Source organism: Bifidobacterium sp. LH_424, assembly GCF_056356895.1.
In genome coordinates, this window is record NZ_JBKEVC010000003.1 from 130,965 (window position 1) to 144,240 (window position 13,276).

General features: G+C 67.6%; 12 protein-coding genes. 2 read left to right on the plus strand and 10 right to left on the minus strand.

Features of this window, described 5'->3' with window-relative positions; genetic code table 11:
- Positions 1-18: 18 nt before the first annotated feature.
- The 5 genes from yidC to AC1AYP_RS04595 form a co-directional block, all read right to left on the minus strand.
- Entirely contained in the window at positions 19-1,008 is a 990-nt protein-coding gene (yidC, locus tag AC1AYP_RS04575; protein WP_476502116.1) for a membrane protein insertase YidC, read from the minus strand.
- A gap of 143 nt (positions 1,009-1,151) precedes the next feature.
- Positions 1,152-1,625 carry a hypothetical protein gene (locus AC1AYP_RS04580; RefSeq protein ID WP_034526326.1) on the minus strand — a complete coding sequence of 158 codons (474 nt, stop codon included), beginning with the start codon at positions 1,623-1,625 and terminating at the stop codon, positions 1,152-1,154.
- Between the two features lie 66 nt (positions 1,626-1,691).
- The gene (locus AC1AYP_RS04585) at positions 1,692-2,345 is read right to left on the minus strand and encodes an HAD family hydrolase (RefSeq protein ID WP_476546905.1); all 654 of its coding nucleotides are present in this window, start codon (positions 2,343-2,345) and stop codon (positions 1,692-1,694) included.
- A 67-nt stretch (positions 2,346-2,412) separates the two neighbouring features.
- Positions 2,413-4,302, minus strand: coding sequence for a DNA repair protein RecN (locus AC1AYP_RS04590; RefSeq protein ID WP_476546906.1), 1,890 nt, complete (start codon positions 4,300-4,302; stop codon positions 2,413-2,415).
- Positions 4,302-5,288, minus strand: a complete 987-nt coding sequence (locus tag AC1AYP_RS04595) for an NAD kinase (protein ID WP_476546908.1) — start codon at positions 5,286-5,288, stop codon at positions 4,302-4,304. The genes AC1AYP_RS04590 and AC1AYP_RS04595 overlap by 1 nt, the downstream gene beginning before the upstream one ends.
- 199 nt (positions 5,289-5,487) lie before the next feature.
- On the opposite strand from AC1AYP_RS04595, the gene AC1AYP_RS04600 reads away from it, so the two are divergent.
- Together AC1AYP_RS04600 and AC1AYP_RS04605 are read left to right on the plus strand one after the other, a co-directional pair.
- Complete coding sequence (locus tag AC1AYP_RS04600) at positions 5,488-6,954, plus strand: potassium transporter TrkG (protein WP_476546910.1); 1,467 nt, start codon at positions 5,488-5,490, stop codon at positions 6,952-6,954.
- Positions 6,955-7,006: 52 nt separating this feature from the next.
- On the plus strand, positions 7,007-7,669 hold the full coding sequence (locus tag AC1AYP_RS04605; RefSeq protein WP_476546912.1) for a potassium channel family protein: 663 nt from the start codon (positions 7,007-7,009) through the stop codon (positions 7,667-7,669).
- Between the two features lie 6 nt (positions 7,670-7,675).
- Here AC1AYP_RS04605 and AC1AYP_RS04610 read toward each other — a convergent pair whose 3' ends face one another.
- The 5 genes from AC1AYP_RS04610 to tyrS form a co-directional block, all read right to left on the minus strand.
- Positions 7,676-8,470 carry a TlyA family RNA methyltransferase gene (locus tag AC1AYP_RS04610; RefSeq protein ID WP_476546914.1) on the minus strand — a complete coding sequence of 265 codons (795 nt, stop codon included), beginning with the start codon at positions 8,468-8,470 and terminating at the stop codon, positions 7,676-7,678.
- Between the two features lie 50 nt (positions 8,471-8,520).
- On the minus strand, positions 8,521-8,697 hold the full coding sequence (locus AC1AYP_RS04615; protein WP_476546915.1) for a hypothetical protein: 177 nt from the start codon (positions 8,695-8,697) through the stop codon (positions 8,521-8,523).
- Positions 8,694-9,734, minus strand: a complete 1,041-nt coding sequence (locus tag AC1AYP_RS04620; protein ID WP_476547013.1) for an HAD-IIA family hydrolase — start codon at positions 9,732-9,734, stop codon at positions 8,694-8,696. The genes AC1AYP_RS04615 and AC1AYP_RS04620 overlap by 4 nt, the downstream gene beginning before the upstream one ends.
- An 8-nt stretch (positions 9,735-9,742) precedes the next feature.
- Positions 9,743-11,788 (minus strand): tetratricopeptide repeat protein, encoded by a 2,046-nt coding sequence (locus AC1AYP_RS04625; RefSeq protein WP_476546917.1) that lies wholly within the window; start codon positions 11,786-11,788, stop codon positions 9,743-9,745.
- A gap of 70 nt (positions 11,789-11,858) precedes the next feature.
- On the minus strand, positions 11,859-13,181 hold the full coding sequence (tyrS, locus tag AC1AYP_RS04630) for a tyrosine--tRNA ligase (RefSeq protein ID WP_476502106.1): 1,323 nt from the start codon (positions 13,179-13,181) through the stop codon (positions 11,859-11,861).
- Between the last annotated feature and the right edge of the window lie 95 nt (positions 13,182-13,276).

A 13,276-nucleotide genomic window follows, 5' to 3' on the forward strand; every position in this document is an offset into this window, starting at 1 on the left:
CGAACCGGAACGAGTCCTTTAGCGGCGACGGGATTTGACCGGCGTCAGTCGCCGGCGTGAGTGGGAGTCACGGCCACCACGCACCGACTCCCGCTCACGCCGCGCTTGGGCGGCGGCACGAGACTTGGCGGCGCTCTCCTCCTCGAGGGAGGGCAGACCGGCGGCGGCACGACGGCCGTTCTCGCGTCGGTGGCCCCGCTCGTCCTTGCGTTCCGCGGCGATGGAGCCGGGAGCGGGGAACCAATGCAGCTGGACCAGCGTCTGGGCGAGGTTCCACAGATTGTTCGTCATCCAATAGAGCAGCACGCCGAACGGCAACGCCACGCCCGAGACCACGTAGATGGCCGGGAAGACGAACACCGTCATCCTCTGCATGCGGAACTGCGGAGAATCCATCGTATCCTTCGGCGTATTGCGGTGGATGAGCATCCATTGCATCGCGAACAACGACACACACATGACCGCGACGACCATGCCGATGACGGCGCGAGGCCCCACGGATTCGGCCGTACCGAATGTTTCGGACAGACGCACGCCGAACACCGATGACGATTCGACGCTGCCGGCAAGCACACGATCCATGGCACCGAGTGGCTCGGCCTTGCCCGACGCGATGGAGGGCAGCGACTGCAGCACGTAGTACAGGGAGCATAGGATCGGCGCCTGGATCATCGCGGGCATGCATGAGCCGAGCGGTTCGGCGCCATGCTCACGCTGCAACGCCATGAGCTCGCGTTGCAATGCCTCACGGGAACGTTGATCCCTACGTGCCGCGTATCTGCGCCTGATGCGCTGCATTTGCGGCTGGATGGCCTGCATCGCCCGCATGCCGCGCAGCTGACGGACGAACAGCGGGATCAGACATACGCGGATGACGACGACCAGGCACATGACGGACAGGCACCATGCGGGATCGGGACCGTCCGGCAGTCCGGCGGCGACGAACACGGCATGGATGAGGGTGAGTAGTTGGGCGATGACCCATTCGATGGGTCGGAACAGGGGCATGAGGGCATTCATGATGCTAAACGCTTTCCGGATAACGGTCCGGGTCCTGCATGGACCGGGACCGGCACGATGACGAATCTGAATATGAGAGGAACCGGCCGTGACCATGTCACGGCGTACATGAGCAAACAGAAGAGGAAAATTCAGATTCGCGGTTCGGGAAGCGTGTAACGGGCCCAACGCGGCACCCATTGCGGGCGCGCCCACGAGCGCACCTTGTCGCACAACACCGCATCGAAGCGGAAATCACGCGGCAACGGCTTGCGGCCGGCGCAGGACGCGCAGAGGGCGAGCGCATGTACAGCGACGCCTACGACCGTCGCAATCACGATGACGGCGCAGGATGCGGCCAACGCGACGACGGCGAGCGCCGTACCGGACGTGTCGGACGCGAACCCGCCGGCCATGCCGATGGACAGCGTCACGACGGTCAACGTAAGCAGGACGGCGAACGACGCCGGTCGGACGACGAGACCTCCACGTGAGAACAATGCAAGCCGTGTCGCGGCGACATGCCGCGTGACCTCCTGCACCAGCACGGCGGGAATGACGACGGGCGCGAGCATCACGAGGAGCATGGCATATCCCAGCCATGTGCCCAATCTGATGCCATCCATGCCGTCGCCAACCCCCGACCGTATATCACGTATATCGTTCGTCGTATGTTGCGGCCAGTATACGCCCTACAGGTCGCGGGGCGCGTCGTGGAAGTCGAAGAGGACGCCGTCGGCCTCGTCGCAGATTGTGGCCCAGTCCGCATCGGACGAGTCGTCGTGCATGGCCCATACGCGCATGCCCGCGGACTTCGCGGAGCGCACGGCGACGAGCAGGTCCTCGAACACCGTGCAGTCGCATGGTTCCACGCCGAGACGGGCGGCGGCGAGCAGGTAGACGTCCGGCCGGTCCTTGCCCACGTCGTTCACGTCGTCGACGGAGACGATGGCGTCGAACAGGTCGAACATGCCCACGTGCCGCAACGCCGGTTCCCTGAGACGCGGCGGCAGCGAGGTGGCGACGGCGAGCCGCACGCCGCGCGCCTTCAGGTCGCGCAGATAGCCGAGCGCGCCCGGCTTCGCCTCGACGGTGGTCGCATAGGCGACGCGCGCCATCTCGTCCCATTCGTCCATCAGCGCCTCGGGCGTGTCCTCGAGACCGAAACGCGCGATCGTGTATTCGGCGATCTGCCGGAACTGCATCGGCGCGACCTTGGCCATGTAGTCGTCAGGCACGGCGATGCCCCGCTTGGCGAGAAAATCGATGTCGACCTGATCCCACACGCCCATCGAATCGAGGAGCGTGCCGTCGAGATCGAAGATGGCGGCCTTGCGTGATGTCATGTCTGTCTCTCCCAGTCGGTCTACGGCTGCCGGCCCCTCGTCTCGGGGACCGGCTTGGATACCACCCTCAGTCGGCTTCGCCGCCAGCTCCCGCCAGCGGGAGCCTGGATGAGGCGAGCAGTTCGCGGGCGTGGTCGAGGGAGGCTTCGGACTCGCTGCCGGAGAGCATGCGCGCGACCTCGTGGACGCGCGCCGTGTCCCGCACCTCGGCCACGGTGGTGACGACGCCCAGATCGTCGTCGTCCGCGTCCGGTGGCTCCTTGGTGACGACGAACTGCGAGTCGGCCCAGCTGGCCACCTGCGCCAGGTGCGTGACGACGATGACCTGCGAGCTGCGGGCGAGACGGGCGAGACGCCGGCCGAGTTCGACCGCCGCCTTGCCGCCGACGCCCGCGTCGACCTCGTCGAAGATGAACGTCATGTCGGACGGCGTCGAACCACGCTCCCCCGCGTCGTCGGCGTCCGCATCCCCGCCGTCCGCGAAGCCGCCTCCCGCGTGCATGTCCGCGGCGGACAGCTCGAGGGCGAGCATGAGGCGGCTCAGTTCGCCGCCGGACGCGCTTTTGCCCATCGGCAGCTGCGGCGAGCCCTCGTAGGGGGTGAACAGGAACGCGATGTCGTCGCCGCCGTTCGCGTCGAGCGCGTCGGCCCCCTCGCGCGGCGTGACGCGGATCTCCAGCGAAGCACCGTCCATGGCGAGCGAGGAGAGCTCCTCGGTGACGCGCGCGGCGAGACGGCTCGCCGCCGCCTCGCGCGCCTCGTGCAGGCGCGCGGCGGCCGTCGCGGCGACCTCGTGCAACCGGTCGCGTTCGGCCTCCAGTTCGGCGAGCTTCTCGGGCGAGGCGTCCAGGTCCTCGATGTCGAACGCGGCCTTGTCGCGCCATGCGATCACGTCCTCGACGCCCGGTCCCCAACGTCGCGTGAGCTCGTCGAGGTCGTGGATGCGCGCGTTCAGCGTGTCGAGGTCCGCCTCGCCGATGTCCTCGCCGAGATGCCCGGACAGGGTGAAGACGATGTCCGCGAGGTCGGCGTTCACCGATTCGAGCCGGTCGGCGAGCTCGTCGAACCCGCCGTCGGACACGTGGATGGAGCGCAGCGCCTGCGCCGCCTCGAGGATCCGGTCGGAGGCGCCGGGCGCCTCGGCGGGCGAGTCGGCGAGTTCCAGCTGCGACGGGTCGAGTGCGGCGAGCGCGTGGGACACGCCTTCGGCGATGTCCGCCGCGTTCTCGATGCGGTCGCGTTTCGCCTTCAGCTCCTCCAGTTCGCCCGGATGCGGGTCGACCGCGTTGATGCGGTCCACGGATTCGCGCAGGTAGTCGGCCTGCGCACGGGCGGAGGATTCCTGCGAGCGCAGGCGTTCGAGCCTCGCGTCCATGTCGGCCAGTTCGCGCCATGCCGCATGGTAGGCGGCGAGTTCGCGCCCATCGTCGGCGGCGTGGTCGAGGAAGTCGCGTTGGCGGGCTGCGGAGGCGATCCGCAGCTGTTCGGCCTGCCCGTGGATGGTGACGAGTTCGCCGGCCACGGCGGCGAGCACGGAGCGCGGCACGGTCTTGCCGCCGAGCACGGCGCGCGAGCGTCCGGTGGCGCGCACGGTACGTGCGAGGAACAGTTCGCCGTCCTCGGGTTCGACGCCGGCGCGGCGCGCGATGGCGAGCACGCCGCCGGCGAGCGCCTCGTCGTCGTCCGCGTCGTCGCCGACCGTCTCGTCCGCCGTGTCGGCGGCGTGGGCATCGTCGTCAGCGTCGTCGACGGCGAAGATGCCCTGCGCCCATGCTTCGGACGCGCCGACGGAGATGCGTTTCGCGTTGGCGGGACCGCCGGAAATCAATGACAGTGCGCTCAGCAGCATGGACTTGCCGGCGCCGGTCTCGCCGGTGATGGCGGTCATGCCGTGGGCGGGGGTGATGACGGCGGACCTGATCGGGCCCAGGTCGCGCAGGGAGAGTTCCTCGAGCATCAGCGGCGCGCCTCCCCGTCGCCGTCATGGTGGTAGTCGGAGTGGTCCGTGTACGCGGAACGGAAGTCGGCGGCGACGCCGTGCTGGGCGTGGTTCGCGCCGCCGTGCGCGGCCTGCTCGCGCCATCCGACGACGGGCAGGTCGAACTTGGTGACGAGGCGTTCGGTGAACGGCGCGCCGGAGAGGCGTGCGAGGCGCAGCGTGCCGTGTGAGGCGCGCACGTCGACGCGCGTGCCCTTCGGCAGGGCGCGTTGGCGGCGGCCGTCGCAGCAGATCCATCCGCCGGACATCGAATCGTCGAGGATGGTGATCGTGAACGTGGAGTCGGCGCCGATGACGAGCGGGCGCGCGAACAGGGCGTGCGCGGCGAGCGGCACCAATTGGAGCGCCTTCACGTTCGGCCACATGATCGGGCCGCCCGCGGAGAACGCGTAGGCGGTGGAGCCGGTGGGCGTGGACACGATGACGCCGTCCGCGCCGAACGAGCTCATCTCCACGTCGTCGACGCTGATGGACAGTTCGACCATCTTGCCACGGTCGGCACGCTCCAACGTGATGTCGTTCAGCGCCCAGTTCTCGATGGGTGTCGACGCGCCCGGCAACCACACGTCCACGTGGGCGATCATGCGCTCGTCGATCGAATAGTCGCGGGTGGCGATGCGCCGGATCGCCTCGTCCATCTGGAAGCTCTCGAATTCGGCGAGGAACCCGACGTGGCCCATGTTGACGCCGAGAATCGGCGTGCTCGTGCACCGGACGAGCTCGGCGGCGCGCAGGATCGTGCCGTCGCCGCCGAGCACGACGACGATCTCCGTGTCGTCGCCGACGACGGGCGGCTGCACGTCGAACGCGGGCGGTTCGAGATTGTCGATGATGGAGACGTCGAATCCGGCGTCGCGCAGCCTGCCCACCACGTCGGACACGACGGTGCCGCTCTGCCTGAGCCGCGTGTGGGTCACCACCACCGCATGACGAACACCGGTCATCGACTCCCCCTTGGATGGACGGAACAGTACAACTGCCACCCATCCTAACCGAATCGAACGGATGTCGGAAACCCCGTTCCCGAACGCCGGCACGCGCGGTTTCTCGACATGCACGCCTACAATGGCCTCACATACGCCGGCGCACGCCGGGAGCACCATGAGACAGACACCACGGACGGACAAGGAGGGGCGAGGGTACATGGCGGATCCCGTCTTCGACCAATCCTCCTCCAACCGGGAGGCCTCGCGCGGCTACGCGTGGTGGTTCTCCGGCAACACGTTCGCGCAGTCCGAGGCCGGCGACGGACGTCCGCCTCGCCAACGCACCATCGTCCAGCATCTGGTCTCCCACCCCGGGCGCCTGACCATCATCTACTTCATCGTGCTCGTCATCGCCTCGACGACCATGCTGCTCATCCCGCCGTCCACGCCGGAAGGCGAGACGACCACGTTCTCGACGGCCATGTTCACCGCCGTCTCCGCGCTGTCCACGTGCGGCATCTCGATCGTCAACTCGACCACGCACTGGACGACGTTCGGACAGGCGGTGCTGCTCGTCTCCGTGCAGCTGGGCGGCATCGGCGTGATGACGTTCGCCTCGCTCATCACGCTCGCCATCAACCATCACATGAAGTCGACGCAGCGCCTGCTCACGGCGAGCGAGCTGGGCACGTCGAAGCTCAGCGAAATCCGCGGCGTCCTCACCGTCGTCATCGGCACGACGATGTTCATCGAGTCCGTGACGTTCATCGCGCTGTTCCCCGGCCTGCTCAAGGTCAACGAGGGCGACTGGCGCAAATCCCTGTGGGAGTCGCTGTTCTTCGCGGTCATGTCGTACAACAACGCGGGCTTCACGCCCGACACGGCCGGTCTGCACGTCAACAGCTGGGGCGTGGGCCTGCCGATCATGCTCTCCGCGTTCCTCGGCACGCTCGGCTTCCCCGTGATCCTCAACCTGCTCAAATGCGCGCGCGGGCACGTGCCGCCGAAACGATGGAGCCTGCACACGAAGATCACGCTCTCCGTCACGTTCTTCATCGTCGCCATGTCGCTCACCTGGTTCCTGCTCGTCGAATGGGGCCACCCGTTCCTGTTCAAGGACGCGGGCTTCAACACGCGCATGCGCTACGCGATGGTCGCCGCCGTCATGCCGCGCAGCTCCGGATTCGACCTGTCGTGGGTACCGCAGGTGAGCGAGCCGACGAAGGTGTTCATGAGCGTGATCATGTTCATCGGCGGCGGCAGCACGTCGACGGCCGGCGGCATCCGCGTGACCACGTTCGCGGTGATCCTGCTCGTCTGCAAGGCCTCGTTCACCGGCCACAAGGACATCAACACGTTCCACCACCGCATCCACACGAACGTGGCGATGACGGCGGTGAGCATCACCAGCACCTGCCTGCTGCTCGTGCTCGTCTCGTCCCTGTCGCTCATGCTCGTCTCCGGCTCGTCGCTGACGAACGCGCTGTTCGACTCCTGTTCGGCGTTCGGCCTCGGCGGATACACGGTGGGTGTAGCCCGCGAGGACAATCCGGCCGCGTTGGCGATTCTCGCGGCGACGATGGTCGTGGGCCGTCTCGGCCCGATGACCATCGCCTATTCGATCAGCCGCCCCCGTTCGCTGGAGGCGGTGCGCTACCCGACCGAACCGATCGTGGTCGGCTGAATCCCCGCATTATTCGCGACATCTCGCAACACACGGAAAGGACTGCAAGGCAATGGCGAAATCAGGCAAGAGCGTGCTGGTCGTGGGATTGGGCCGCTTCGGCAGCGCCGTGGCCATGACCCTCGACGCGATGGGCCAGGATGTGCTCGCCGTCGACAAGGACCCCGACCTGGTGGCCCGCTGGTCCGCGCACGTGCCGGTCGTCCAGGCGGACATGACCGACGTGCTCGCCATCGAGCAGATCGACGCCTCCCAGTTCGACACGGCGGTCGTCGCCATCGGCGACAGCGTCGAGGCGTCGGTCATCACGACCGGCAACCTGCTGGACGCGGGCGTCACCGACCTGTGGGCGAAGTCGGTGTCCGTGCAGCACGCGCGCATCCTGCAGCGCATCGGCGCGCGGCACATCATCAACGCGGAGACCGACGCCGGCAAGCGCGTCGGACATCTGGTGAGCGGCAACTATCTGGACTACATCGAAATCGAGGGCGCGCACACGGTCGTGAAGATCCACACGCCCTCGCACGCGGTGGGCCATTCCATCGAGGACGCGCAGGTGGATGAGCGCTACGGCATCACCGTGGTCGGCATCAAATCGCCGGGCAAGGAGTTCCAGTACGGTTCGAAGGAGCTCATCATGCACCGCAACGACGAGCTGGTCATCATGGGCAAGGAGGACCAGATCGACCGCTTCATCCACGCCGGCAACCGCTGATCGCCCTCAGGCGCGCGCGTAGAGGAGGTATTCGGCGTTGCCGTGGGTGCCTTCGATGGGGCTCGGAGCGGTGGCGACGACGTCGAGGCCGTGTTCGCGCGCGCATGCGGTCACGTCGTCCAACGCCTTTTCCCGCAACGATGCGTCGACGACGACGCCGTGGCGGTCGAGCCCCGCACGCCCCACTTCGAATTGGGGTTTGACGAGCAGCACGATGTGCGCGCCGGGCGCGGCGATTCGCGCGATCACGGGAATCACGTAGGTCAGGGAGATGAAGGAGACGTCGGAGACGATCATCGCCGGGGCGTACGGCAGCCCGTCGGCCGTGACGTCGCGGATGTTGACGCCGCTCATCTCGATGACATGCGGGTCGTTCGCGACGCGCGGGTCGAGCTGGCCGTGGCCGACGTCGAGCGCGACGACCCGTCGCGCGCCGCGGCGCAGCAGCACCTGCGTGAACCCACCGGTGGACGCGCCGATGTCGAGGCAGTCGAGGTCCGCCGGCTCGGGCAGTCCGTGCGCGGAGAACACGTCGAACGCGCCGACGAGCTTGTACGCGCCGCGCGAGACGTAGTCGTCGCCCTTGTCGACGACGATGCGCGTGTGCGCGGCGTCGCCGATCGCGTAGGCGGGCTTGGTCACGACCTTCCCGTTGACGGTGACGTGCCCGCCTTTGATGAGCCGCTGCGCCTTGGAGCGCGAGTCGACCACTCCCCCGGCGACGAGCCACAGGTCGAGACGGTCGGGCATGTCGATCGGCTCGTCATCGGCCTCGTACGAGGTGATGCCGTCGTTCGTCATTCTCGTTCCCTCCCGTTCCATGGCTGGTGCGCCGGTGTGGTGAGTCGGTGTCAGTCGCCGATCGCGTCGAGTTCGCGTTTCAGCTCGTCGAGCAGGCCGTGCAACGCGGCGATGCGCCCGTCGTCGTCCATCTGGTCGAAGCCGGGCAGCACGTCGGCGATGTCGCCGGTGGACGGCGTGGCCGGGGCGTCGTTCGCGACGCCGTTCACGGTATCGCCGTCGCTCACAGCGTGAACTCCGGCAGCGTGATCGCGGTCATGTCGACGCCGGCGTCGACGGCCTGCCATGCGGCGCAGATCGCGGCGCGCAGCGCGTCCACGCTCGACGCGTCGGAGACGGCGAACGTGCCGGCGGCCGCGTCCAGCGTGGCCTCGGCGTCGCCGCACGTCCAGCGACCGTCGCCGTGGTCGCACGGTTCGGGCATGGTCTCGCCGAGCGCGCGCAGGTCCGGCGCCACGTAGGTGGGACGCAGGTGCGTGGGCGCGAGCATCAGCTCATGCGGGTTCGTGACGCCGGTCAGCACGGCGAGGGAGTCGTAGCCTCCCCGGTTGCCCGCCTCGATGTCGGTGTCGAGTCGGTCGCCGATGGCGATGGACTCGTCCTTCGGGACGAGCGACTGGCCGCCGGACGCGTTGAGTTCGCGCGCCTCGTCGTACATGTACGATTCGGGCTTGCCGGCGGAGGCGACCGGTTCGACGCCGGTGGCGGCGATGACCGCGCGGATCATCGAGCCGCAGCCGGGCGCGATGCCGAGTTCGCGCGGGATGGTCAGGTCGCGGTTGGTCACGAAGTACGTGGCGCCGGCCTCGACGGCGAACGCGGCGTTCGCCATCATCTGCCAGGTCATCTCCGGGAACCAGCCTTGGATGACGGCCGCGGGCTTGGCGGTCGGATCGTCGGTGACGACGAGTCCGGCGCGCGTGACCTCCTCGCGCAGATGCTCCGCGCCGACGACGAGCACGGTGGAGCCGGCGGGCACGGCCTTGGCGACCATGCGGGCGGCCACCACCGAGGAGGTGATGACCTGCCAGGGTTCGACGTCGAGGTCGAAGCCCTTCAGCTGGTCGGCGACGACGTGCTGGAAACGCGACGAGTTGTTCGTCGTGTATTCGATGGTCAAGCCGGCGGCCTCGGCGGCGCGGATGGACGCCGCGGCGTGCTCCACCGGGTTCTTGCCCCGGTAGACCACGCCGTCGAGGTCGAGCAGCGCGAGCTTGTAGGCTTCGGCGATCGGGGCCGTGGTGCCTTTGAGGAATCGCGTCATGCGTCCGCTCACGCCTCGGTCGTCTCGGATTCGTCGGAGGAGGACTCTTCCGGAGTCTCCTCAGCGGCCTCGTCGGAAGCCTGTTCCGGCTCGTCGTCGGATTCGGCGCCTTCGGCGGCCTCCTCGGCCGGGGCCTGCGTCTCGTCGGTGTCGGCGGTCTCGCCGTCGGCGGATTCCTCGGAATCCTCCTGGGTCTCCTCCTCGGCGTGGGCTTCGGACTCGGACTCGCCTTCGGCGGTCTCGGCCCCGTCCTCGGATTCGGTCTCATCGGAGTCGTCGGACTCCTCGTCGGACTCTTCGGTCTCGTCCTCGGGCGCGTACTGGGCGTCGTCCTCGGAGATGCCGAGCTCGGCGAGCACGTCCGGATCGTCGAGGTGCTCGAGATCGTGGTCGATGATCACGTCGTCGCTCTCCTCGTCCTCGTCGAAGTCGGCGTACTGGTTCTCCAGCTTCTCGATGACCTGGTCGAGGGCGATGGCCTCGTCGGAACGGCCGGCCTCCTCGAGGAACAGCTGCTCGGCCTGCAGGGCGCGCATGCGGTAGCTGCCGGCCAGACCCTTGGAACGGCCGAGCGTGTGCACGATCTCGATGGCCTTGTCCCAATGCTCCAGATCGCCGAGCGCGCCGGCGTACACGAGGAACATCTCGGCCTTGGACTCGCCCTTCAGGTACTTGGCGTCGTCGGAGACGGCCATCTCGATGGCCTTCTTCGGGTTGCCGAGGCCACGCTCGCAGTCGGCCATGAACGGCAGGTAGTCGAGGTAGCCGTTCATGCGGTACGCGGTGCGGAACTCCTTGAGCGCGAGCTTGTAGTCGCCCTTGCGGTAGGCGACGAACGCGAGCGTCTCACGCGCGAAGTCGATGCGGGAGGCCTGCTTGGCGACCCACTGGGCGTGCTCGAGCGCGGCCTGCGGATCGTCGTCGAGCAACGTGTACGCGGCGAGGATGTGCAGGCCGATGTTCTCGGCGTGCTCCTTGGACAGGCCGCGCAGACGCTCCTTCTCGTCCTTGGAGAGCATGCCCCACACCATGCCCTTCGGCATGCGGGGCTCGTTCGGACGACGGTCGGTGTACGGGTTCTGCGAGGGGAAGCTCACCGCGCCTTCGCCGTTGCGGCGCGCAGCGCCCTCGCGACGGTCGTCGAAGCGACGGGAGTCGTCGCGCTGGTAGCGCGGGTTGCCGCCACGGTCGCCGCGGTTGTCCCGGCGGTCGTCGCGACGGAAGTCACGACGGTCATCGCGGCGGTCGTCACGATGGAAATCACGGCGATCGTCCTTGTGGAAGTCCTTGCGGAAACCCTGACGCTCGCCGTCACGACGGTCATCGCGACGGAAGTCGCGCTCGCCGTCACGACGGAAATCGCGATCGCCGTCACGATGGAAGTCCTTGCGGAAACCGCCCTTGCCGCCGCGACGGTCGTCACGGTGGAAGTCACGGCGGTCATCGCGACGGAATCCGCCGTTGCCGCGGGAGCCGCCGTCACGACGGAAATCGCGATCGCCGCCCTGACGCGGGCCCTTGTGGAAATCACGACGATCGCCATCGCCGTCACGGCGGAAATCACGATCGCCGTCACGATGGAAGTCCTTGCGGAAACCACCGCGACGGTCGTCGTCGCGACGGAAGCCGCCGCGTTCGCCGTCCTTGCGGAAACCGCCCTTATGGAAACCGCCGGACTTGCCGTAACCGCGGCGCTCGCCGTCACGGCGGAAATCGCGATCGCCGCCCTGACGCGGGCCCTTGTGGAAATCACGACGATCGCCATCGCCATCGCGACGGAAATCACGATCGCCGTCACGATGGAAGTCCTTGCGGAAACCATCCTTGTGGAAATCCTTGCGGTAGCCGCCGCGACGTTCGCCGTCACGGCCCTCGCCGTCGCGACGGAAGCCGCCGCGTTCGCCGTCCTTGCGGAAACCGCCCTTATGGAAGCCGCCCTTGCCGCGCGGCTTGAAGCCGTTGCCGCCGCGGGAGCCGGGACGGCCGGAACCGTGGCCGTAGCCGCCCTTGCGGCCGCCGAACGACTTGCCGGAACGCTCGTTGCCTTCTGCCATGTTGTGTATGCCTTTCTCTACTACGAAAGTCTTGGATGATGCGCGTATGCGCGAACGGACGCGCGCCGGTTCAGCGCTTCTCGACGGCGCCGAGCGCCTTCTTGCCGCGGCGGATCAACGCGAAACGGCCCTGCAGGAAGTCGTCTTCGCCGAGCGTCGCCTCGTCGCTCTCCACGCGCGCGTTGTTGAGGTACACGCCGCCGGACTTGATGGCGCGGCGCGCCTCGGAGACGGTCTTGAACAGACCGGCGGCCTGCGCGGCGTCGATCACGCGCACGCCAGCCTCGACGGACGGGAACACGTGCCCGCCGTTCTCATCGACGACCTTGAAGCCGTCGAGCACCGATTCGAGCGTCTCCGCGTCGATGTCCTTGAGGTCGCCGCCGCGGCCGAACAGGGCGGCGGAGGCGTCGATCGCGGCCTGCGTGGCGGCCTCGCCGTGCACGAAGCTGGTGACCTCCCAGGCGAGCGCCTTCTGCGCCTCGCGACGGCCCGGATTGGTCTTCGACTCCTCGACGAGACGCTCGATCTCCGCCTTCGGCAGGAACGTGAACGCCTTCAGCAGGCTCTCCATCTCCACGTCCGGACGGTTGATCCAGAACTGGTAGAACTTGTACGGCGAGAGCATCGTCGGGTCGAGCCAGACGGCGTTGCCCTCGGACTTGCCGAACTTCTTGCCGGACGCGTCGGTGATAATCGGGCTGGTGAACACGTTGACGTCCACGCCGCGCACCTTGTGGATGAGGTCGAGGCCGGAGGTGAGGTTGCCCCACTGGTCGGAGCCGCCGAGCTCGAGCGTGCAGTGGTATTCGTCGTACAGATGGAGGAAGTCGTTGCCCTGCAGCACCTGGTAGCTGAACTCGGTGAAGGAGATGCCCTCCTCCGAGTTGAGGCGGCGGGCGACCGTGTCCTTGGCGAGCATCGTGCCGAGGCGGAAGTTCTTGCCGACGTCGCGCAGGAAGTCGATGACGCTCATCTGCGCGGTCCAGTCGTAGTTGGAGACGAAGCGCACCGGATTGTCGCCGTCGGTGACGAGGATGCCGCCGATCTGCTTCTTGAGGCGTTCGGCCCAGCCGGCCACCACGTCCTTCGGGTTGAGCGTGCGCTCGCCCGACTGGCGCGGATCGCCGATCAGGCCCGTGGCGCCGCCGACGAGGGCGATCGGGTGATGGCCCGCCGCCTGGAGGTGGCGCATGTTGATGAGCTGGACGAGGTTGCCGATGTGCAGGGAGGCGGCCGTCGGGTCGAAGCCGCAATAATAGGCGATCGGCTCCCCGTTCAACGCTTCTGCGAGTCGATCGCGGTCCGTGGACTGCGAGATCAACCCGCGCCATTCCAGCTCATCGAGCAGGGTGTCGAACCCCGCTTCTTTGAAGTCGATGACGTGAGCCATAACTGGTCGCTCTCCCTATCGAATTGTGGGTATTGTCTTGGATGCGCCCGGATTCCGAGCGCCTACCAGTCTCGCATGCCGCGGCGACAGTGCCG

What these genes read in the sequence shown, in the direction of transcription:
- yidC (WP_476502116.1), bottom strand. Translation starts at nt 1,008, where the DNA reads ATGCCCCTGTTCCGACCCATCGAATGGGTCATCGCCCAACTACTCACC.
- AC1AYP_RS04580 (WP_034526326.1), bottom strand. Translation starts at nt 1,625, where the DNA reads ATGGATGGCATCAGATTGGGCACATGGCTGGGATATGCCATGCTCCTC.
- AC1AYP_RS04585 (WP_476546905.1), bottom strand. Translation starts at nt 2,345, where the DNA reads ATGACATCACGCAAGGCCGCCATCTTCGATCTCGACGGCACGCTCCTC.
- AC1AYP_RS04590 (WP_476546906.1), bottom strand. Translation starts at nt 4,302, where the DNA reads ATGCTCGAGGAACTCTCCCTGCGCGACCTGGGCCCGATCAGGTCCGCC.
- AC1AYP_RS04595 (WP_476546908.1), bottom strand. Translation starts at nt 5,288, where the DNA reads ATGACCGGTGTTCGTCATGCGGTGGTGGTGACCCACACGCGGCTCAGG.
- AC1AYP_RS04600 (WP_476546910.1), top strand. Translation starts at nt 5,488, where the DNA reads ATGGCGGATCCCGTCTTCGACCAATCCTCCTCCAACCGGGAGGCCTCG.
- AC1AYP_RS04605 (WP_476546912.1), top strand. Translation starts at nt 7,007, where the DNA reads ATGGCGAAATCAGGCAAGAGCGTGCTGGTCGTGGGATTGGGCCGCTTC.
- AC1AYP_RS04610 (WP_476546914.1), bottom strand. Translation starts at nt 8,470, where the DNA reads ATGACGAACGACGGCATCACCTCGTACGAGGCCGATGACGAGCCGATC.
- AC1AYP_RS04620 (WP_476547013.1), bottom strand. Translation starts at nt 9,734, where the DNA reads ATGACGCGATTCCTCAAAGGCACCACGGCCCCGATCGCCGAAGCCTAC.
- AC1AYP_RS04625 (WP_476546917.1), bottom strand. Translation starts at nt 11,788, where the DNA reads ATGGCAGAAGGCAACGAGCGTTCCGGCAAGTCGTTCGGCGGCCGCAAG.
- tyrS (WP_476502106.1), bottom strand. Translation starts at nt 13,181, where the DNA reads ATGGCTCACGTCATCGACTTCAAAGAAGCGGGGTTCGACACCCTGCTC.